The sequence below is a fragment of the Paenibacillus silviterrae genome, assembly GCF_030167925.1.
GTDB classification, from domain to species: Bacteria; Bacillota; Bacilli; order Paenibacillales; family NBRC-103111; genus Paenibacillus_G; species Paenibacillus_G silviterrae.
The window spans coordinates 2,802,576-2,822,849 of sequence record NZ_JASKUT010000001.1 but is presented as its reverse complement, the minus strand read 5'-3'; the positions used below and the strand labels follow the sequence as shown (position 1 = coordinate 2,822,849).

Genomic DNA, 20,274 nt, shown 5'->3' with positions numbered 1-20,274 from the left:
AACGTTCCGATGAATGTGCCGGCGGTTCAGGTGGAAGGGATAGAAAAGACATACGACGGGCGCATCGTGCTTGGCGGCATCAGCTTCCATGTCGAGGCTGGGGAGTGGTTCGGTATTCTGGGACCGAACGGCAGCGGGAAATCCACGCTGCTGCAGATCGTCACTGGAGTCGTGCCGGCCGACGGAGGACAGGTGCTGCTGCACGGCAAAACACCGGAGACTTACGGTCGTAAGGAAATGGCCCGCCGGGTGGCGGTGCTTCCCCAGGATGCCCTGCCGCCGCTCGGCTTCACGGTGCGGGAAGTGATCGAGATGGGCCGATATCCTTATCAAAATTGGTTCGGGGATGAGAAGGGTGACGCCGGGGCGCTGGTAGACCGGATTATCGACCGGCTGCGTCTCGGACACCTGTGCGAGAGGTCAGTTGAGGCGTTAAGCGGCGGGGAGCGTCAGCGCGTTGCGCTGGGGAAGGTGATGGCACAGGAGCCGATGCTGTTGCTGCTGGATGAGCCCACGACTTTCCTCGATATCGGCTATCAGCTGGAAATGATGGAATTCGTCCGCACATGGCAGGAAGAATGCGGGTTGACGGTGGTCTCGATCCTGCATGATCTGAATTTGGCGGCGCAGTACTGCGATCGCCTGCTGCTGCTGCACGATGCGCAAGCTGCTGCTATCGGCACGGCCGAGGAAGTGATTCGTGCCGAGCTCCTGGAGCAGGTATACGGCACCGTACCTCACGTGATGAAGCATCCTGTCAGCGGGGTGCCGCAAGTGCTGTTAGGCACGGTTATGAAGAAAGGGAGGGTGCTCATATAATGTCACAGCATTCGGTTCGCTTGAAGGAAGTGCTGGAAGGAATAAAGCCTGTTGATTCTGCGGCTATCGAGCAGGCAGCCAACCATTTGGATCAGCTGACGAAGCCGCCGGGCAGCTTGGGACGGCTGGAGGAGGTCGCACGGCAGCTGGCCGGGATTTATGGGGAGCTGATGCCCGACCTTGGACGGAAGGCCGTCATCGTGATGGCGGGTGACCACGGCGTATGTGAAGAAGGTGTCAGCGCCTTCCCGGCGGAGGTCACGCCGCAGATGGTGCTGAACTTCCTGAACGGCGGGGCCGCCGTGAACGTGCTGGCACGCCATGCGGGAGCCGATGTCGTGTGCGTCGACATCGGGGTGAACGCGGAGCTGTCTCATCCGCAGCTGCGCGGCAGGAAGATTCGCCGGGGGACGGCGAATCTGGCGAAGGGGCCGGCGATGACTCGCGAAGAGGCGGAGGCGGCCGTGCTTGTCGGCGTCGAGCTGGTGGAGGAGCTTGCAGCCGAGGGCTGCAAGCTCCTCGCCACCGGCGAGATGGGCATCGGCAACACCACGGCCAGCGCCGCGCTGCTGATGGCCTTGGGCGGAGCCGATGCGGAAAGCGCCGCAGGCCGCGGGACGGGCATCGACGACCGGAGGCTCGAGCACAAGCAGGCGGTAATCCGCCGCGCGCTGGAGGTGAACCGGCCGGATCCCGAGGATCCGATGGATGCGCTGGCCAAGGTCGGCGGATTGGAGATCGCCGGCCTTGTCGGAGTCATTCTCGGCGCGGCGAGACACCGGCTGCCGGTCGTCATTGACGGCTTCATCTCCTCGGCTGCGGCTCTCGTGGCTTCACAACTGGCTCCAGCCAGCGCAGGATACATGATTGCTTCACACTTGTCTCAGGAGAAGGGCCATGGCCGCCTGCTCAGCGAGATCGGTCTGCAGCCGATGTTACATATGGACATGCGGCTGGGAGAGGGCACCGGGGCGGTGCTCGCGTTTCACCTTATCGAGGCGGCGGTCAAGATCATGAAGGAGATGGCGACCTTCTCCTCGGCAGGCGTCTCCGGGGCCGTAGAATCAGGGGAAGGGGCCGGCGTATGAGAGCGCTGGTAACAGGGGGAGCCCGCAGCGGCAAAAGCGGCTTCGCCGAGCGATATTCGGCGACGTTGGCCGAAAAAGGGATGTACATTGCCACCTGTCAGCCTTATGATAAAGAGATGGAAGCAAGAATTGCGCTGCATCGGGAGCAAAGGGAGCGGAGCGGTTATGCTTGGAGAACGGTAGAGGAGCCTTATTCGCTCAGTGAGTTCCTGTCCTCCGGCGCCGCCGAACCCGGTGAGGTCATTCTTGTCGATTGCTTGACGCTCTGGCTCACCAACTGGCTGCTCCGCTGGGAGCAGGAGGCCGATGCGGAAGCTCGAGTGGAGGAGAAGATCCGGGAGCTCGTCGAGACGTTTCGTTCGTGCAGGGCTGATGTCGTTATGGTAACGAATGAAGTAGGCTATGGCCTGGTGCCGGAATACCGGCTGGGCCGGCAATTTCGCGATTTGTCCGGCCGGATGAATCAGCGGCTGGCGGAAGCGGCCGATCAAGTATTTCTGGTGACGGCCGGCATTCCGGTGGAGCTCAAGAGCAAGGCCTATATTCTATAGCATCGCGGGTGAGAGAAGTTGCTGTTTTACAGCTGGCAAGAGACGGTCCTGATGGTCCTGGCTGCGCTGGTGCTGGACTGGTGGATCGGGGATCCCCGTTGGCGCTGGTATACGCATCCGGTCATCGTGATCGGGAAATGGATCAGCTGGTGGGAGAAGCGTCTCCGGCGGGAGCAAGCCGGACCGGTAAGCCTGCGATTACGCGGAGTGCTTCTGATGGTGCTGACCTTAGGGGTTGCTTTCGGGACCGCAGGGCTTCTCGTTTGGGCAGCGCATCAGATTCATCCATGGCTCGGGTATGCTCTGCAGGTGTGGCTGATTTCCACAACCATTGCGGTTAAGGGGTTAAAGGACGCGGCCATGCAGGTATATACTCCGCTGGCGGATGGGAAGCTCACGGAAGCCAGAACCTATGTAGGCTATATTGTCGGGAGAGATACGTCGGAGCTGGATGAAGGCGAGATTGCACGGGCAACCATTGAGACGGTGGCTGAAAATACGGTGGACGGCGTCGTTTCGCCGCTGTTCTTCGCATTGCTTGGGGCCGCACCGCTGGCGATGCTGTACCGTGCGGCCAACACGCTCGATTCCATGGTCGGGTACAAGAATGAGAAGTATATGTGTTTCGGTTGGGCGTCCGCTCGTTGGGACGATGTGATGAACTGGCTCCCGGCCAGGTTGACGGGGGTGCTGATGGTGGCTTGTGCAGCGCTGCTTCCGGGCATGCGGGCTCGCCGCTCGGCCCAGGCGATACGGCAGTTTGCCCGCCTGCATCCGAGTCCGAACAGCGGCATTCCGGAGTCGGCGGTGGCAGGGGCGCTCGGCATCGAGCTCGGCGGCTTAAATTACTACGGAGGCCGTGTGAGCGACCGGGCCCGCATGGGCTGGCCGCTTCGCGCAAGAACCAAAGAGGACATCAAAGCAGCCGTTCGGATGCTGTATGCGGTGAGCTTACTCATGGCAGGAGGATTGCTGTGCGCGCTTGGGCTGACATGATACGAAACGGGGGAGCCGCTATTGTGGCGGCTTTTCAATTTTTGACGAGACTTCCCGTGCCGGTGCATTTGAACTATACAGACGAGCTGTTTCGCCGCAGCACAGCAGCTTATCCGCTGGTCGGAGCTGTGCTGGGGCTTATTCTTGCAGGAGCGGCGTGGACGCTGCAGCATAGCGGCTTATCCACTCCTATCGGTGCGGTTTTGCTGCTGGTGCTCTGGGTAGCGCTAACCGGCGCCTTGCACCTGGACGGACTGATGGATACGGCGGACGGCGTTCTCAGCTACCGATCGCGTGAGCGTATGCTGGAAATTATGAAGGACAGCCGCGTTGGAGCGATGGGTGTGGTCGTGTGTGTGCTTCAGCTGCTGCTCAAATGGGCGCTGCTGACGGAGTGGCTTGACCATCCCGAAGCGCAGGCCTTTCCTATGCTTATCCTTAGCTTGCTCTGGAGCCGGTGGTATATGGTAACGGCTATTGTTTGCTGGCCGTATGCCCGTTCGGAACAGAGCGGCGGGCTTGGCGGACGATTCCGCGGGCTGGGAACTGCTCAGCTGCTGCTGAGCTCGACGATTGCTTTGGCTCTGTCGGCCTGGCTGCTGCTGCTTACAGCCGGGACCCTGCTGGAGGCTATTGTACTTGGTATCCTTTACGCGGGGATTGCAACGCTGGCCGGCGCAGGGATGAGCATCTATCTCGCACGCAAGCTGGGAGGCTTGACGGGGGATACCTACGGCGCCTTGAACGAAGTGCTGGAATCGCTGCTGCTGCTGCTTGCGATAATTTTACTTAGTTAAGAAATGAGGAGGGGAGACCGCATGAAGCTGGAACGATACGGGCACGGCGGCGATCTTCGGACCGCGGCGGAGGCTTTCGGACGAAGCAAGGAACAGTTCCTGGATTATAGCTCGAATATGAATCCGTGGGGGCCGCCGGAGGCGGTTGGCAGAGTGCTTCGTTCGAGCTGGCAGGATGTGGTGCATTATCCGGACCCGGCGGTACGCGAGCTTACCGCAAAGCTGGCGGCCAAGCACGGCGTGAAGGAAGCGTGTCTGCTCGTCGGTAATGGAGCCGCCGAGCTGATTGACCTGGCGGTCAGGGCACTGCAGCCGACGACAGCGGGACTGGCGCGTCCGTCCTTCTCCGAATACGAGGAGGCGCTGCACAAAATCGGCTGCCGCATCCATGATCTTCCTTTAACGGCCGGCAACGGGTTCACGTTGCATTGGGAAGTGGTACAAGAAGCGCTGGACGCCTGCGACCTGCTGTTCCTCGGTCATCCGAACAATCCTACGGGGCGTCTTCTGACGCCGGATGTCATCGGAAGACTGAAGCGGACGGAGAAGCCGGTGATCGTCGATGAAGCCTTCCTTGATTTCAGTCCCCATGAAGAGGAGCTGAGCTTGGCTTCGGCGGCTGCAGATAACCCGAATTTGATCGTGATTCGCTCGATGACCAAATTTTATTCGATTCCGGGCCTTCGTCTAGGCTATGCGATTGCGCATCCGGAGGTCATCAGCCGTATCAAACGCCTTCAGGTGCCTTGGAGCGTCAACGCCTTAGCCCAATGGATCGGCTGCGAGGTACTCGAGGATTGTGGCTTCGCCGAGCGAACGAAGTCTTGGCTTCCTCCGGAGCGCGAATGGCTGTCGGCAAGACTGCGCGAGCTCGGGCTGCAGGTTACGGACAGCGACGTGAACTATATTTTGTTCTCGACGGCTCCGCTCGGGCTTAAGGCGAAGGAGCTTCAAGAGTCGATGGGGCGGCTTGGTGTGCTGATCCGGGATGCCTCATTGTTTCCTGGGCTCGATGATACCTACGTCCGTGTCGCCGTGAAGCGCAGAGAGCAGAACGTGCAGCTATTGCAGGCGATGTCGCAGGCAATAGGGATGCTGAGGGGCAATTACGTGACCGCAAGGTCTAGGCAAGAGGAAGAGGGGGCGCCTGCAGCTGCAGGAAAAACGGTCATGCTGCAGGGCACGGCTTCGGATGTGGGCAAAAGTCTGCTGACCGCCGCCCTATGCCGTATTCTGCTGCAGGACGGGTACCGGGTTGCGCCGTTCAAGTCACAGAACATGTCGCTGAACTCCTATGTCACTCCCGATGGCAAGGAAATCGGCCGGGCTCAGGGCATGCAGGCGGACGCCTGCCGCATCCCGGCAACAACCGACATGAATCCGATTCTGTTGAAGCCGAAGAAGGATATGGTGGCCCAGGTCGTTGTACACGGCAAGCCGTATAAGGATTTGAGTGCGAGAGAGTATCGGGAGCGCTATTTGTCCGAGGCGGAGCTCGTTGTGAAGGAGGCGCTCGGCCGATTGCGGGAGCAATACGAGATTGTCGTGCTGGAAGGCGCGGGGAGCCCGGCTGAGGTGAATTTAAAAAACCGGGATATTGTCAATATGCGTCTTGCAGGCTGGGCCGATGCTCCGGTGTTACTGGTGGCCGATATTGACCGGGGCGGCGTCTTCGCCTCCCTCGTCGGAACGCTGGAGATCCTGACGCCGGAAGAAAGAGACCGAGTGAAGGGCTTCGTCATCAACAAGTTCAGAGGCGATGTGTCGCTGCTGAAGCCCGGCCTGGATTGGCTCGAGGAGCGGACCGGGAAGCCGGTGCTCGGCGTCATCCCGTATTTGCCGGACCTGGGCCTGGAGGATGAGGACTCGGCTTCGCTTGAACGGAGACTGTCTGCTTCAGGACAAGAGGCTGCTCCTTCCGAGCTAGATATTGCCGTCATCAAGCTGCCTAGGCTTTCGAATTTTACAGATATCGATCCCTTATTGTTCGAACGGGATGTGCGTGTCCGGTTCGTCAGCTCTCCAGAGGAGCTCGGCCGGCCGGATGCGATTGTGCTTCCGGGCAGCAAAAATACGGTAGATGATTTGCTGTATCTGCGTGACAACGGGCTGGAGCAAGCGCTGAAAAACTACGTATCCGGCGGCGGCTTTCTTACCGGGATTTGTGCAGGCTATCAGATGATGGGCGAGCGTCTGCTGGATCCGCTTCTGGTGGAATCGGATCGGCCGGAGCTTCAAGGAATGGGCTTCTTCCCATCGCAGACGGTCTTTGCCTCGGAGAAGCGGACGGTGCAGTCCACCGCGGTGACGAAGCTGTATTGTGCCGAAAGCACGGTCGTGACCGGGTACGAGATTCATATGGGCGAAACGACGTTCCTGCGACTTGTCAATCAGCCGTTCCTTCTGGAAGGCTCGAAGCCGGATGGCGCTTCCTTGGACGGGGGAAGAGTTTGGGGGACGTACTTGCACGGCATTATGCATAATGATGCGTTTCGGAGGGGTTGGCTGAATCGGCTTCGCGAGAGCAAAGGGTTGGCTCCTCTGCCTGCGGAGCTGCAGTTCCAGGCTAGGCGCGAGGCTGCGTTCGACCGGTTGGCCGCCCATGTCAGGGAGCATTTGGATTTGCCGAGGTTGTATGAGATGATGGGGATACCAACCTAATTTTTTTCCTACATGAGGGAGGGATGCGCAATGCGGATTTATACGAGAACGGGAGATAAAGGGCAGACGGGTGTGATCGGCGGTAGAGTCGATAAAGACGATGTGCGGGTCGAGGCTTACGGTACGACCGATGAGCTGAAGTGCTTTGTCGGGCAGGCGATGGGCTTTCTCGACCCGGAACGGTTCGAGGATCTGCTCGGTGATTTGCTCGAGATTCAGCATGAGCTGTTTGATTGCGGCTCTGACTTGGCGCTGCTGAAGCCGGAGCTGCGGCCCTACAAGGTCACGGCGGAGATGGTGGATCGTCTGGAGGCTTGGATCGACAAGTACGATGCGGAGCTACCTGAGATTAAGAAGTTCATTTTGCCGGGTGGAACACAAGCTTCCTCGACGCTTCACGTATGCCGTACGGTGTGCCGGAGAGCGGAGCGCCGGGTCGTTACGCTTGCGCGGACGGCTTCGATCAACCAAGAAGTGCTGCGGTATTTAAACCGGCTGTCCGATTTTTTCTTTACCGTTGCTCGCACGGCGAACTACCGCTCCGGTGTAGCGGATGTAGAATATGTCCGGAGTGCCGAGGTGTTCAGACGCAAGTGACCACGACGAATTATTACAAGCCGCTCGAGTATACCGTTCCTCCGGAGGATGACGGCGTGCTGCTGCGAACGGTGCTGCAGAAGCGGCTGATGATCTCCCGCAAGCTCATGTCGCGGCTGAAGCTGACGGAGCAAGGCATTACCGTCAACGGGGAACGCAAATATATCGATTACAAGCTGAAGACCGGCGATCAGGTGGCGGTTCGGATGGCTCAGGAGGAGTCGGACGATATTTTGCCGCAGGAGCTTCCCTTGCACATTGTCTATGAGGACGAGGATCTGCTGGTGCTGAATAAGGAGGCCGGTAGGATCGTTCATCCGACGCATGGGCATTACTTGAATACGATCGCGAACGGGGTCGTGTACTATTGGCGGCAAAAAGGGGAGCAGGTGCGCTTCCGCCCGGTGCATCGGCTGGATCAGGAAACCTCCGGCACGCTGTGCATCGCGAAGAATCCGTACGTGCACCAGCAAATTTCCGAGCAGATGCAGGAGCATACGGTGAAAAAGGAATATATCGCGCTGGTATACGGGGTAGTTGAGGCGGATGAGGGAACGGTTGACGAGCCGATCGACCGGGATCCTGAGGCGCCTCACATTCGCATTGTGACGCCGACGGGCTATCGCGCGGTTACACACTATCGGGTGGAGCAGCGCTTCACGTCGGCCACCATGGTGCGGCTCTGGCTTGAAACGGGGCGAACGCACCAGATTCGCGTCCATATGAAGCATTTGGGCCACCCGCTGATTGGCGATAAAATGTACGGTCCCGAAGAAAGGGCTGACGAGGCGCTGATCGGCAGGCAGGCGCTGCATGCGGCTACGCTGGGCTTCATACATCCGGGCTCGAAGCAGTGGATGGAGTTTCATGCACCGCTGCCGGCGGATATGGAGGCTTGCTTACGTTTGCTAGGTCAGCAGTAGGCGGCGAACGCTTCAAGTCTTGGCGATAAGCCGTGGGAAATACCTTCGCAGGGCCGCTTTCCCACGGACGCACGCCGCCTTGCGGCATGTGATATCCACTTTTCTCTCCGCACTACGGTCCTGTCACTGCAAAAGCCCGATATACTCCTTAAGCGCCATGCTCAGCTTATCCAACGCATCTGCGGAAGGGATCAGCTTATTCACGCTGAAGGCTCCTTCTGCGCTTACGCGATACCCCGCGGGATAAGGAATGACCTCGATTCCCTGTTCCTGAAACTGCTTCACCGCCCGCTGCATATGGAAGGCGGAGGTGACCAGCAGCGGCTTGCTCCAGCCGAGCTGCCGAAGCAGCACCTTCGAATTCGCCGCATTCTCCTGTGTGCTTCTGCTCTTGTCCTCCAGCACGATGCTTGTCTCCGCCACACCCAGCGCCACGAGCTTTCTCTTCGACAGCTGCCCCTCATTGCCCCCATCTTCGTAAACCAGCCCTCCGGACACCAGTACGGGAAGCTTGGTCTGCTTGTGCAGCAGTGCTGCCGTCACGACACGGGGCAATGTGTGCTCGCTTACTCCACCTACTCCGTCGATGTCACGAATTCCTGCATTGGCTCCTCCGGTCAGCATGACGATTCCGTCAGCCTCGATGCGGCTGGGGACGGGATATTTTTGCTCGAGGGAACGAATCGCTGCATCTCCGACTAACGGAATGGAGGCGGCATAAAGCAGCACCGCAGCTGCAACGGCTGCCCACACGGCTCCTCGCCCCGAACCCTTCCGGTGCAGCCAATAGGCCAATCCGGCAAGAAGGACGATGAAGAGGCCGGGAGGAAGGATGAATCCGTACACATTTTTCAAAAAATAAAGCATCATTTCCGCACTCCGCCTTATCCGTTATTTCACTCGGCACCGGGTCATTTGCAGTGCCTATCGTTTCATCGGTATAATTGTACTAATGTTTGCCTGCAAATACTACAATAATAGACAAGGATTGGTGTTATGAGCTTAACGGTGTATCAGTATCCTCAATGCGGCACATGTCGAAACGCGGTCAAGTGGTTGAAGGAGCATGGAGCCGAGGTGGAATCCATCAACCTCTTCGAGAATCCGCCACCGGTAGAGCGGTTAACCAAGCTGATTGAACTGAGCGGTCTGGAGCTCAAGAAATGGTTTAACACCTCCGGCGAGGTATATAAAGAACAGAAGCTTAAGGATAAGCTGCCGGGCATGTCCAGGGAAGATCAGATTGCGCTGCTTGCTTCCAACGGCCGGCTGATCAAGCGTCCTGTTGTGACGGATGGGGAGCGGGTTACAGTAGGCTTTAAGCCGGAGCAGTATGAGGCCGCCTGGAGCTCCACCGGGAAATCTTAAGGGAAGGAACGTGGCATGTTGCAGGAGGAAAATAAGAAGCAAAATAAGAGGCAAAATCCCCTCTGGTTCCTGGGCGCGGCTTTGACATTTATTCTCGCCCAAGGGAAATGGCTGATTTCCCTGCTGAAATTCAGCAAGTTCGGCGGGGCTCTCATCTCCATGGCCATCACGATATGGGCATATGCGATCATTTATCCATGGAGCTTTGCCATCGGCTTTGTGATCTTGATCCTTATCCATGAACTCGGGCATGTGTTCGCTGCCAAACGCAAAGGGCTTCCCGTCAGTGCCCCGATGTTCATTCCGTTTCTAGGCGCGCTGATTAACATGAAACGGCATCCGAGGGATGCGGTGACGGAGGCTTACGTAGCGATGGGTGGCCCCGTGCTCGGTACGGCCGGAGCTGTCATAGTGTTCGGTTTGGCGTATTATTTTCAAAGTCCGTTGTTATATTCGCTCGCTTATGTCGGATTTTTTCTGAATTTGATCAACCTGCTTCCGATTCATCCTTTGGACGGAGGAAGAATAGCTACGGCGGTGAGCAGATGGTTATGGCTGGTTGGGCTAATCGGAGGACTTTACCTGATCATTTTTTATTTACGCAATCCGGTCTTCTTCATCATCTGGGCACTGTTCGCTTACGACCTTTATAAAAAGTATGTCAAGCGCAAGAAGCATATCGCGGAACGGTTCGTTACGGCAAGCTTCCTTGTGCCTGCTGGTCCGCTTGTCGCGCAAGGCTACTTTATTCCGGGGCCTGAGCACAAGCGAGAGCTGCCGTTCGTGACGTACTCCGATCTGGAAGGCACGCAGTACGTGAGGGTAATATGGGACGGGCTTGATTTTCAAGGGACGATCCCTCTGATGAATCAAGGCATTATTCACAGAACGCATGTGACGCGGCTTGAGCATTTGCATAAGGAAGACGGCTTCCATCTCATGATTCACTGCCAGGTCGATTATGAACCGCATGAGAACGACCGGTATTACGATGTGCCTGCCGCCTCCCGTTGGCGCTTCGGACTGGGGTATCTCGGTCTGGCCTGCTTCCTCATCCTAATGATGATGCTTGTGCATGATCTGGGCGGGATTCCGCAGTCACGGTGAATCGCAGTAGTTCACCTGATTAACCATTTACTATCTAAAAAAGAGGTTCTATTCACATGAAGCATACTGAATCTACAAGGCTGGCCCGTATGGGTTCAGCTATTTTTTCTGAAATGGCCGAATGGAAACAGGAGGTCGTCTCCCGAGGAGTCGATGTGATCGACCTCGGGATCGGCAGTCCGGACCGTCCTCCTTCCCCCAAGGTGATGGCAGCTCTCGAAGCAGCGGTTAAGGATCCGTCGATGTACGGTTACCCGACCTCGGAGGGTTCGCTGCAGTTCCGGCAAACCGTATCGCGTTGGTATGAGCATCGCTTCGGCGTACAGCTGGATCCGGAAGAGGAAATTGTCTCCCTCATGGGCTCTCAGGATGGTCTTGCGCATTTGGCGCTTGCCGTCACGGATCCGGGAGATGTCGTGCTTGTGCCCGATCCGGGATACCCTATTTATTCCGCCAGTCTCGTGCTTGCCGGTGTGGAGGCTCATTATGTACCGCTTCGGGCGGAGAATGATTTTCTTCCTCGGTTGGAGGAAATTCCTGAGTCGGTTGCGCGTAAGGCCAAGTTTCTTCTGCTGAATTACCCGAGCAATCCGCTCTCGGCGGTTGCAACGAGAGAATTCTTTGAGGAGCTGGTTGCGTATGCCAAGCGATACGACCTGCTCATCGTGCACGATCTGGCGTACTCGGAAATGGCCTTTGACGGGTTTCGACCCCCGAGCATTCTGGAAGTCGAAGGGGCGAAGGACGTCGCCGTCGAATTTCATTCCTTGTCGAAGAGCTTTAACATGGCAGGTTGTCGGATTGCGTTCATGGTCGGGCGGAAGGATGTCGTTCGAGCGCTGCGTGTGTTGAAATCGAACATCGATTACGGTATTTTTCGTGCCGTTCAGCATGCAGGGATTACCGCATTAGAGGAAGATATGGAGGCGAACGCGGTTTCGGTAGCTTCCTTGTATGAACGCCGCCGCGATCTTGTTATCGAAGGGCTGGCGCGTGCCGGGTGGGAGATTCCTAAACCGAAAGCGACAATGTTCATCTGGGCGCCGATTCCGAAGGGCTGGACATCTCGACAAATTTCCCGGGAAATTTTGTTCAAGGCGGGGGTTGTCGTAATTCCGGGCGACGCCTTCGGTCAAGAAGGGGAAGGCTATGTCAGAATAGCGCTTGTTCAGGAGGAAGAACGTCTGATGGAAGCCGTATGGCGGATTGCTGATTTTCTTCGGATTTCCTAGTGAGCAGCTATAGAGGTAATTAAAAAGGGGATAACGGCATGACGCGCCGCTATCCTCTTTTTGTCTTACTCAGAAGCATGCCGCTTGTCGGTTAACTCTCGTTCCTGCCCTTATGCAAAGCTGCTAAAGAAGTCAATTTCATAATTAGAAAGCCCATGTGGAATAAGGTTTTTCGGCAAACAAAAACGGAGTACCTCCCCACATTAAGTTTGCCGAATTGTTTAATCAGCGAACGGCTATTGAACGTGTCTTTGCAGACTTCAAATTTTATTATGAAAATGAGTTCTTATATAAATTTGTTATACGGGTCACTTTAGCCGGGTCGTGATAAGCGCCAGACGCCCTGTAATGCGATCTATATGCCGCAGGCAGTGATGCCGTAAATGCTGTTCTCCTTCTCGGGGTAATGCTCCTTGTAACGTTATGAAATCACCTTAACTGTACCCAATATGTATTCATCTGCGACCGTAAGATGAAAAAATCGCGTTACAATGCGTCTGGTGCTTATCACGGCCCGGTAACGCTCCTTGTAACGTTATAAATTCACCTTAACTATACCAAATATGTGTTCATCTGCACCGTAAGATGAAAAAATCGCGTTACAGGGTGTCGGGCGCTTATCACGGCCCGGTAACGCTCCTTATAACGTTATGAAAAATCACCTTAAAGTGCAGAAATCCACCATCCCAAGCACGGTTAAGAGTACAGTTTTGTGAGTATAAGCATCTTTGAGAGTATACAATGGCTGGAAACGAGGCAAATGGTCTTGGAAGTTGTATATACGCAGAAATTATCACGTAGCCGCGGAACCGCATACCCATCCCTAAGCGTGCGGTGAATGTATGGAATCGTACGCGAAGACCTTCAAAGGTAAGTCCGGGACCGGACGGCTTAACTTACAGCAAGCTTTTATAATACAAAACGGTAGCATCCAATCGCCCGCTCGCGGACTTCGCATAATCGGGGATACGGCCGGCCTGTACGTAACCTAACGATTGATACAGCAGATTGGAGGGATCGCCTTCTCTCGTATCCAGCACCAGCAAAGAACGTCCCTCTTGCTTCGCATGCGCTTCTGCAGCCTCCATCAGAACACGGCCGACACCTTGTCTGCGATAGTCAGGGTGCGTCATTAATTTGGCAATTTCCGCCCGGTGATCTCCGTTTCGCTTCATGCAAAGATGCAATTGTACGCTGCCGACAAGCTTGCCGTCGATCAGAGCAGCATACAAGACGACCTCGGGAGCCGGCACGCCTTGCCAGTATATCTGAGCTTCGTGACGCTCCAACGGGTGGAGGAAACCGATGGAAGCTCCATCCTCGACGACCAGCATAATCAATTCCGTAAGCTCGTCGAAGCATTCATCTACCGATTCCAGCCGTTTGATATCTATATTGGGCATAGCCAATCACTCCTCACCTTAGTAAATAATTCTAATTGTAATATACCGGAGCTGCTACAGTAAACCGGATGGGAAGTAAAGGCGGACTACCATAGTTTTACTCAGGCATGTTCGCGATGTCGCAATTTCTTACTCTTGACTGTCGCTAATTTGCAATTTCAAGCAGGATAGCTTCGTGGTACTATGTTAGCAAGATACGAATTAAACAAGGAGGATTTATGTATGTCTGCTAAGCTGAAAGTGGGAATTATCGGTTGTGGGGGGATTGCGAACGGAAAGCATCTGCCAAGTTTGGCTAAGCTGGAGCAGGTCGAGATTGTCGCTTTTTGTGACATCATTGTTGGACGTGCGGAGGAAGCCGCCGGAAAGTATGGAGTTGAAGGAGCAAAGGTGTACGAGGACTATCGCGAGCTCCTTCAGGATGATTCGATTGATGTCATTCATGTATGTACGCCAAACGATTCCCATGCTGAAATCTCCATAGCTGCAATGGAGGCCGGCAAGCACGTGATGTGCGAGAAGCCGATGGCCAAAACCGCTGCAGACGCCCGCCGTATGGTAGAGGCTACGAAGCGGACAGGCAAGAAGCTGACGGTCGGCTACAACAACCGTTTCCGTGCGGACAGCTTGTACCTTAAGCGGCTTTGCGAGGATGGGGAGCTTGGAGATATTTATTACGGCAAGGCTCATGCGATTCGCCGCCGCGCCGTACCGACTTGGGGCGTATTCCTTGACGAAGAGAAGCAAGGCGGAGGCCCGTTGATCGACATCGGTACGCACGCGCTTGATTTAACCCTTTGGGTGATGAACAATTATGAGCCGAAGGTGGTTCTCGGAACGAAGTTCCATAAGCTGTCCGGTAAAGAAAACGCTGCCAATGCCTGGGGTCCATGGGATCCTGCCAAGTTCACGGTGGAGGATTCGGCGATGGGCATGATCGTAATGAAAAACGGGGCGACGATCGTTCTGGAGTCCAGCTGGGCATTGAATACTTTGGATGTGAAGGAAGCAAAGGTTACGCTGTGCGGTACGGAGGCCGGAGCGGACATGGAGGACGGACTGCGGTTAAACGGAGAAAAGCACAGCCGCTTGTACACGAATAAGATTCAGCTCGAATCCGGCGGTGTGGATTTTTATGCTGGTAAGAAGGAGAGTCCTCAGGATACGGAGATGCGGATGTGGATCGATGCGGTGATTCACGATAAACAGCCGGTAGTCACGCCGGAGCAAGCTTGCGTCGTTTCGGAAATTTTGGAAGCGATCTATGAATCCGCACAAACGGGCAAGGCTGTCTATTTCGAATAACCAAACGAAGACCGACCGGAGGGAATCGACATGATTAAAGTAGCCAGCTTGAGCTTCTGGCATGTGCATGCAAGGGATTATGCAAAACAAGCGACAGAACATCCGGATACGGAGATCGTCGCCGTCTGGGATGAAATGCCGGAGAGAGGGCGGAAGGAAGCGGAGGAGCGGGGCGTTCGTTTCTATGAGAGTCTGGAGGAGCTGCTGGCACAGCCGGATATCGCCGGGGTCATCGTAGATGCGCCGACGAATATGCACCGGGATGTCATGGTAGCGGCAGCGCAGGCCGGTAAGCACATTTTTACGGAAAAGGTAATTGCCCCTACGCTCAAGGAGTGCGACGAAATCTTGGCTGCTGTGGAAGCGGCGGGTGTGAAGCTGACGGTTTCGCTTCCCAGGCTGAATGAAGGCTATACGCTGGCTGTTCAGGAAATTCTGGAGCAAGGGCTGCTGGGCGAGCTGACACTTGTTCGCACCCGTCTCTCCCACAATGGAGCGGTTCCGTCCGAACGCGGTGAGCTGGGCTGGCTTCCGTCTCACTTCTATAGTCTGGAGCAATGCGGCGGCGGTGCCTTGATCGACCTGGGCTGCCATCCGATGTATCTGGCCAATCTGTTCCTTGGTGAGCCGGAAAGCGTGACCGCAAGCTTCGGTTACGTCACGGGAAAGGAAGTCGAGGACAACGCGGTGGCGGTTCTGCGCTACCCGAATGGAGCACTTGCCATCGTGGAGGCAGGCTTCGTGAATCGATTCTCACCCTTCGTGATTGAAATTCACGGTACGGAAGGCAGCCTGCTGTACTCGACTCATGACGACAAGCTGCTGGTGCGCAGCTCGAAGCTTGGGGCGGAAGCGGCGAAGGAATGGCAGGTCCGGAAGAAGCCGGAGGCAAGAAAGTCCGCCTTCCATCAGTGGGTTTCCCATATCCGGAACGGAACTACGGCGGAGGAGAATATTCGCTTGGCCCGTGATCTTACACGGCTGATGGAAGCCTCCAATCTATCGGCTCGATCCGGAGCAGCTTTCAAGCTGTCCGATTTGCAGCCATGAATACGTTGACCCGGGGCGGCGTCAAGCCGCCATATCCTTATGAGCTGATGCTTAGCAATCCTTTCGCGTTAGACCGGCTGGACGTGCAATTCCGGTGGGGGAGATACGGGATTCGTATGATTAAGTTCCATCATACCAGCTTCGCCCCGGGTAAAATTGTTGCTTTTCACAAACATTCAGATTACGAGCTGCATTTCATTCCCCGGGGAAAAGGCAAGGTTATTCTGGGAGATGAGCCCTTTCAGCTTCATGAGGGGCACATGTATTTAACGGGTCCGGGTCTGATGCATTATCAGGAGGCCGATGTCTTCGAGGTGATGGATGAGCTTTGCCTGCATCTCGATATTAAGCGGATCGACGATGCGCCGGAGCTGGAGGAGGTCGAGGATTGGGGGGAGAGATGGGAGATAGCCGAAGCGGATGCCTGTATTCGCCAGCTGGAGCAGCTTCCGTCAAGACCTGCCGTCGACCAGTACCGGGCGATGGAATGCTTCCTGACCGCTTATCGTGCCTGGCACGAGAACCAGCCTGGGCTGTACACGGTGATTAAGCAATCGATCATCCAAATTTTGCTGAGAACGACTAGGGCGTACGCCTCCGTACCTCAGCCGGATTTGCCGTCGCGCGATATGAAGCACTACCGTTATCAGCTTGCCGTGCAGTTCATCAAAGACAATTACATGGCGCCGTTGACCTTGGAGGTCGTTGCCGAAAGGGTGCAGATTAGCGCGCGGCAGCTTCAGCGCATTTTTCGCGAGCAAACGGGAGGCACCTTCAGTGAGTATATCGAGCAGATCAGACTGACGCATATTTGCGAGGAGCTGGCGGCGACCGACAGCACGATCGATCATATTGCCTTCCAGAACGGATTTTCCAGCCCGAACTATCTGCATTACGTGTTCAAAAAGAAGCTTGGCACTACGCCTATGCAATATCGGCTGCAGCACCGCAAATCCGCGGAGCCGTAATAACGAAGCATCCCGGAGGTTTAGCCTCTGCGGTGCTTTTTGCTATGAAAAACATTCCAGACCTTATTAATTCGACAACAAGATCTGCGGCATATGCAGCGTCCCATGGTCCGTTATCTGGAAACGGAGGAGGAGCTATCGTCGCCGAGCATCCCACCGCAATGGTTACTCAATCGATATAACGACAACGGATCTCTCCTCGAAGGGGTCTTTTTTGTAGTTACCTATTGACTTGGATTCGTAATGACTGCTAATATAATGAACTATAATCGTAATAATTACTATTAGTTAAGAGGGGGGCTATGGAATGACCACAAAAAATGCCAGTAGGAAAATACCGGTTACAGTGCTAAGCGGATACTTGGGCGCAGGGAAGACGACGGTGCTGAACCAGATCCTGATGAATAAACAAGGCTTGAGGGTAGCCGTCATCGTGAATGATTTGGGAGAGGTAAATGTGGATGCCGATTTGATTAAAGAAGGAGGAGGTCTCTCCCAAACGGAAGAGAAGCTGGTGGAGATGTCTAACGGCTGTATTTGCTGCACGCTTCGAGAGGACCTGCTGCGGGAGGTGGAGCGACTTGCAAGGGACGGCCGATTCGATTATATCTTGATCGAATCTACAGGTGTAGGCGAGCCAATCCCTGTAGCGCAAACCTTCTCCTATATCGATGAGGAACACGGCATCGACCTCACGCGGTTTTGCCGATTGGATACCATGGTGACGGTGGTGGATGCATACCGCTTTTGGCATGACTACTCCAGCGGCGAATCGCTGCTGGATCGTCAGCAGGCGGTAGGCGAGGACGATACTCGCGACGTTGTCGATCTGCTGCTTAGCCAAATCGAATTCTGCGATGTGCTGCTTCTGAACAAGTGCGATCTCGTCGAGGAAGAGGAGCTTGCTGAGCTGGAGCAGGTACTGCGGAAGCTTCAACCGCGGGCAGTGATTCTCCGCACAACGCGGGGCATGGTCGATCCGAAGCATCTGCTGAATACGGGACGGTTCGACTTCGACGAAGCCAGCATATCCGCCGGATGGATGAAGGAGCTCGAGCAGGGCCATCATGCCCCGGAGACAGAGGAGTATGGAATTTCTTCCTTTGTTTATGAGCGGAGGAGACCGTTTCACACGGAGCGGTTGACCGAATGGATGTCCGATTGGCCGGAGGAGGTCGTTCGGGCGAAGGGGATGGTATGGCTCGCGACAAGGAATGACATGGCCCAGAGCTTAAGCCAGGCAGGTCCTTCCATTCAATTCGGGCCAGCCGGATTGTGGGTGTCCGCACTTCCTTCAGAAGAACGGGAGGCGCTGCTGACGGAGGAGCCGGAGCTTTTGCAGGCTTGGGACCCCGTGTACGGGGATAGAATCACGCGTTTTGTGCTGATCGGTATTCATATGAACAAGACGGAGATTACGGAGCAGCTGGATCAATGCCTGCTGACGGACGAGGAGATGCGCTCGGATTGGAGCCGAATTCACGACGGGCTGCCGAACGCATCCTCGGAACAGCTGGAGCAGATTCTGGCTGCGGCTGCCGGACCGTCAGGAGAGGAGGTGTAGCTATGCGAGTTATCGTTACGCTGGCATGCACGGAAACAGGCGACCGGAACTATACGACTACCAAGAATAAGAAGAACCATCCAGGCCGCCTGGAGCTCAAGAAATACAGCCCGCGGTTGAAAAGAGTGACGCTGCACCGGGAAACCCGGTAATCATGCTTTGCGAATTGCACTTTTTTTCCTATCATGATACCAGCCAATACCCGGCGACTCTATGCTATAATACTAGAAAAACGAGTAAGGCGTTGATAGAGTCGATGAATCAAGAGAAGAAGGTATTGCTGGTAGACGGTATGGCGTTGTTATTCAGAGGATTTTATGCCAACTCCTATGGAGGGTACATAAGAAAAACGAAAGCGGGATTGCCGACGAATGCGGTGTTCGGTTTTCTGAAATATTTTATGGACGCGATTAAGCAGTTTCAGCCGACGCATGTGGTTTGCTGTTGGGATATGGGCAGCAGTACGTTCCGCACGGAAAAATTCAGCGACTACAAGGGGAACCGTCCCGAGGCTCCGCTCGAGATGATCCCTCAGTTCGATTTGGTGAAGGAAGTCGTGGCCAGCTTTGGCGTGCCGAATGTAGGGATCCATGGCTTCGAGGCCGACGATTGCATCGGCACACTGGCACGCCACTATAGCAGTGATGCGGACGTATATGTGCTCACCGGCGACCACGATATGCTTCAATTGGTGACGGAGAAGATTAAGGTTATTATTATGAAAAAGGGCGCTTCCAATTACGCGGTCTATGACCCTGACGCCTTGCTTGAAGAGAAGCAGCTGACACCGGCGCAGTTTATTGATCTGAAGGGACTGATCGGGGATACAAGCGATAATTATCCGGGTGTCAAGGGGATCGGCGAGAAGACGGCCGTCAAGCTGCTGCTTGAGTATGAGTCCATCGACGGGATTATAGCCAATCTCGCCTCGCTACCGAAGGGTGTGAAAAGTAAGATCGAGGCGGATCTGGAGATGCTGCATCTGTGCCGCGAGCTGGCTACGATATGCTGTGAAGCTCCGGTCGCATGCTCTTTGGAGGAAGGCGTGTGGAGTCCGGACAGCCGGACGGTGCAAGCCAAGTTTGAGGAGCTGGAATTCAACTCGCTCACGAAGGAAATCGGCCGTATCGGCACGGTTTCTTAAGAACAAAAGAGGCGTTGTCCGCGTTTGCTGCGGGATACGCCTCTTTTGTTCGTGTGGAGATTACATGGATTGGGTTGGATGAGAAACGCTGCTGCTGCTGCCGATCAAACGCTGAACAGGGAACACACGCCGTAAGGAAATGACAATGACCGTAGCTGCCAAGGCTTTTATGGCATCACCCGGCAGGTAAGGATAACACCCGGCTACCATCGCCTTGTCAAACGGAAGCTTGGCCACGTGCGCAAGCCATGGAACTCCGGATACATACAGCAGCAGGGAACCGAACACTTCCATGGCAAGGAAGATCAGCAGAAATTCGACGACCCCCTTCTGCTTCAGCTTCTGTACGATCCAACCGATCAAGAGAGCGGCAATCGGCCACATCCAGACGTAGCCCGCCGTCGGTCCCATCAGTACGGAAATGCCGCCTTTCCCCCCGAGCAAGGGAAATCCTAGCGCCGTTAAAGCAACCACAATAAACAAGCTGAAAAAGCCATAACCGGCACCTAACAGGCCGCCTGCCAGCATGACGGCTAATGTTTGAAGGGTGATAGGTACCGGGGTAAAGCCGAGCGGGATGCTCACAAAGCCGAACACAACGACCAGTGCGGCGAACAAGCTGCTGAAGGCAACTCCGCGCAGTGTCAATCCTCTCATTGTCTCTCTCTCCTATTGATGATATAGTAGTATTACTTGATTGT

20 protein-coding genes are annotated in these 20,274 nt (G+C 55.4%); 17 read left to right on the top strand and 3 right to left on the bottom strand.

The features are described from left to right. The first annotated feature begins 9 nt into the window (after positions 1 to 9). Genes QMO62_RS12950 through QMO62_RS12910 form a run of 8 tightly spaced genes read left to right on the top strand, consistent with a single transcriptional unit; the run spans position 10 to position 8,432 of the window. Entirely contained in the window at positions 10 to 819 is an 810-nt protein-coding gene (locus QMO62_RS12950; protein ID WP_284641386.1) for an ABC transporter ATP-binding protein, read from the top strand. Beyond that, on the top strand, positions 819 to 1,907 hold the full coding sequence (gene cobT, locus QMO62_RS12945; RefSeq protein WP_284641384.1) for a nicotinate-nucleotide--dimethylbenzimidazole phosphoribosyltransferase: 1,089 nt from the start codon (positions 819 to 821) through the stop codon (positions 1,905 to 1,907). The genes QMO62_RS12950 and cobT overlap by 1 nt, the downstream gene beginning before the upstream one ends. Further along, entirely contained in the window at positions 1,904 to 2,458 is a 555-nt protein-coding gene (gene cobU, locus QMO62_RS12940) for a bifunctional adenosylcobinamide kinase/adenosylcobinamide-phosphate guanylyltransferase (RefSeq protein ID WP_284641382.1), read from the top strand. The genes cobT and cobU overlap by 4 nt, the downstream gene beginning before the upstream one ends. An 18-nt stretch (positions 2,459 to 2,476) precedes the next feature. Then, positions 2,477 to 3,454, top strand: a complete 978-nt coding sequence (gene cbiB, locus QMO62_RS12935; protein WP_284641380.1) for an adenosylcobinamide-phosphate synthase CbiB — start codon at positions 2,477 to 2,479, stop codon at positions 3,452 to 3,454. Next, the gene (gene cobS, locus QMO62_RS12930) at positions 3,433 to 4,251 is read left to right on the top strand and encodes an adenosylcobinamide-GDP ribazoletransferase (RefSeq protein ID WP_284641377.1); all 819 of its coding nucleotides are present in this window, start codon (positions 3,433 to 3,435) and stop codon (positions 4,249 to 4,251) included. Before cbiB ends, cobS begins: the two co-directional genes overlap by 22 nt. Before the next feature lie 21 nt (positions 4,252 to 4,272). Next, entirely contained in the window at positions 4,273 to 6,912 is a 2,640-nt protein-coding gene (locus tag QMO62_RS33240; protein WP_348651703.1) for a cobyric acid synthase, read from the top strand. Between the two features lie 30 nt (positions 6,913 to 6,942). Next, positions 6,943 to 7,509: a cob(I)yrinic acid a,c-diamide adenosyltransferase gene (locus tag QMO62_RS12915; protein ID WP_284641375.1), complete on the top strand. Its 567-nt coding sequence runs from the start codon at positions 6,943 to 6,945 to the stop codon at positions 7,507 to 7,509. Continuing rightward, a complete protein-coding gene (locus QMO62_RS12910; protein WP_284641373.1) occupies positions 7,506 to 8,432 on the top strand; it encodes an RluA family pseudouridine synthase in 927 nt (308 codons plus the stop codon). Before QMO62_RS12915 ends, QMO62_RS12910 begins: the two co-directional genes overlap by 4 nt. 123 nt (positions 8,433 to 8,555) lie before the next feature. Here QMO62_RS12910 and QMO62_RS12905 read toward each other — a convergent pair whose 3' ends face one another. Further along, a complete protein-coding gene (locus QMO62_RS12905) occupies positions 8,556 to 9,302 on the bottom strand; it encodes a YdcF family protein (protein WP_284641371.1) in 747 nt (248 codons plus the stop codon). 126 nt (positions 9,303 to 9,428) lie between these two features. On the opposite strand from QMO62_RS12905, the gene QMO62_RS12900 reads away from it, so the two are divergent. The 3 genes from QMO62_RS12900 to QMO62_RS12890 are packed head-to-tail and all read left to right on the top strand — an operon-like array spanning position 9,429 to position 12,139. Further along, entirely contained in the window at positions 9,429 to 9,800 is a 372-nt protein-coding gene (locus QMO62_RS12900; protein WP_284641369.1) for an arsenate reductase family protein, read from the top strand. 15 nt (positions 9,801 to 9,815) lie between these two features. Then, on the top strand, positions 9,816 to 10,907 hold the full coding sequence (locus QMO62_RS12895) for a site-2 protease family protein (protein ID WP_284641366.1): 1,092 nt from the start codon (positions 9,816 to 9,818) through the stop codon (positions 10,905 to 10,907). Positions 10,908 to 10,963: 56 nt separating this feature from the next. Beyond that, positions 10,964 to 12,139, top strand: a complete 1,176-nt coding sequence (locus tag QMO62_RS12890; protein WP_284641364.1) for an LL-diaminopimelate aminotransferase — start codon at positions 10,964 to 10,966, stop codon at positions 12,137 to 12,139. Positions 12,140 to 13,035: 896 nt separating this feature from the next. Here the strand turns inward: QMO62_RS12890 and QMO62_RS12885 are convergent. Then, positions 13,036 to 13,542 (bottom strand): GNAT family N-acetyltransferase, encoded by a 507-nt coding sequence (locus QMO62_RS12885; protein ID WP_284641362.1) that lies wholly within the window; start codon positions 13,540 to 13,542, stop codon positions 13,036 to 13,038. Positions 13,543 to 13,764: 222 nt separating this feature from the next. Between QMO62_RS12885 and QMO62_RS12880 the strand changes: the two genes are divergently transcribed. The 6 genes from QMO62_RS12880 to QMO62_RS12855 all read left to right on the top strand — a co-directional run bounded on the left by QMO62_RS12880 (position 13,765) and on the right by QMO62_RS12855 (position 19,573). Further along, positions 13,765 to 14,847, top strand: a complete 1,083-nt coding sequence (locus QMO62_RS12880) for a Gfo/Idh/MocA family protein (RefSeq protein WP_284641361.1) — start codon at positions 13,765 to 13,767, stop codon at positions 14,845 to 14,847. Between the two features lie 30 nt (positions 14,848 to 14,877). Continuing rightward, positions 14,878 to 15,897, top strand: coding sequence for a Gfo/Idh/MocA family protein (locus QMO62_RS12875; RefSeq protein WP_284641360.1), 1,020 nt, complete (start codon positions 14,878 to 14,880; stop codon positions 15,895 to 15,897). Continuing rightward, positions 15,894 to 16,865 carry an AraC family transcriptional regulator gene (locus QMO62_RS12870; RefSeq protein WP_284641359.1) on the top strand — a complete coding sequence of 324 codons (972 nt, stop codon included), beginning with the start codon at positions 15,894 to 15,896 and terminating at the stop codon, positions 16,863 to 16,865. The genes QMO62_RS12875 and QMO62_RS12870 overlap by 4 nt, the downstream gene beginning before the upstream one ends. A 307-nt stretch (positions 16,866 to 17,172) precedes the next feature. After that, a complete protein-coding gene (locus tag QMO62_RS12865) occupies positions 17,173 to 18,429 on the top strand; it encodes a GTP-binding protein (protein ID WP_284641358.1) in 1,257 nt (418 codons plus the stop codon). A 2-nt stretch (positions 18,430 to 18,431) separates the two neighbouring features. Then, positions 18,432 to 18,581, top strand: a complete 150-nt coding sequence (gene rpmG, locus QMO62_RS12860) for a 50S ribosomal protein L33 (protein WP_284641357.1) — start codon at positions 18,432 to 18,434, stop codon at positions 18,579 to 18,581. Between the two features lie 104 nt (positions 18,582 to 18,685). Next, the gene (locus QMO62_RS12855; RefSeq protein WP_284641356.1) at positions 18,686 to 19,573 is read left to right on the top strand and encodes a 5'-3' exonuclease; all 888 of its coding nucleotides are present in this window, start codon (positions 18,686 to 18,688) and stop codon (positions 19,571 to 19,573) included. A 60-nt stretch (positions 19,574 to 19,633) separates the two neighbouring features. On the opposite strand, the gene QMO62_RS12850 is transcribed toward QMO62_RS12855, so the two are convergent. Next, complete coding sequence (locus QMO62_RS12850; RefSeq protein ID WP_284641355.1) at positions 19,634 to 20,230, bottom strand: biotin transporter BioY; 597 nt, start codon at positions 20,228 to 20,230, stop codon at positions 19,634 to 19,636. Positions 20,231 to 20,274 lie beyond the last annotated feature (44 nt).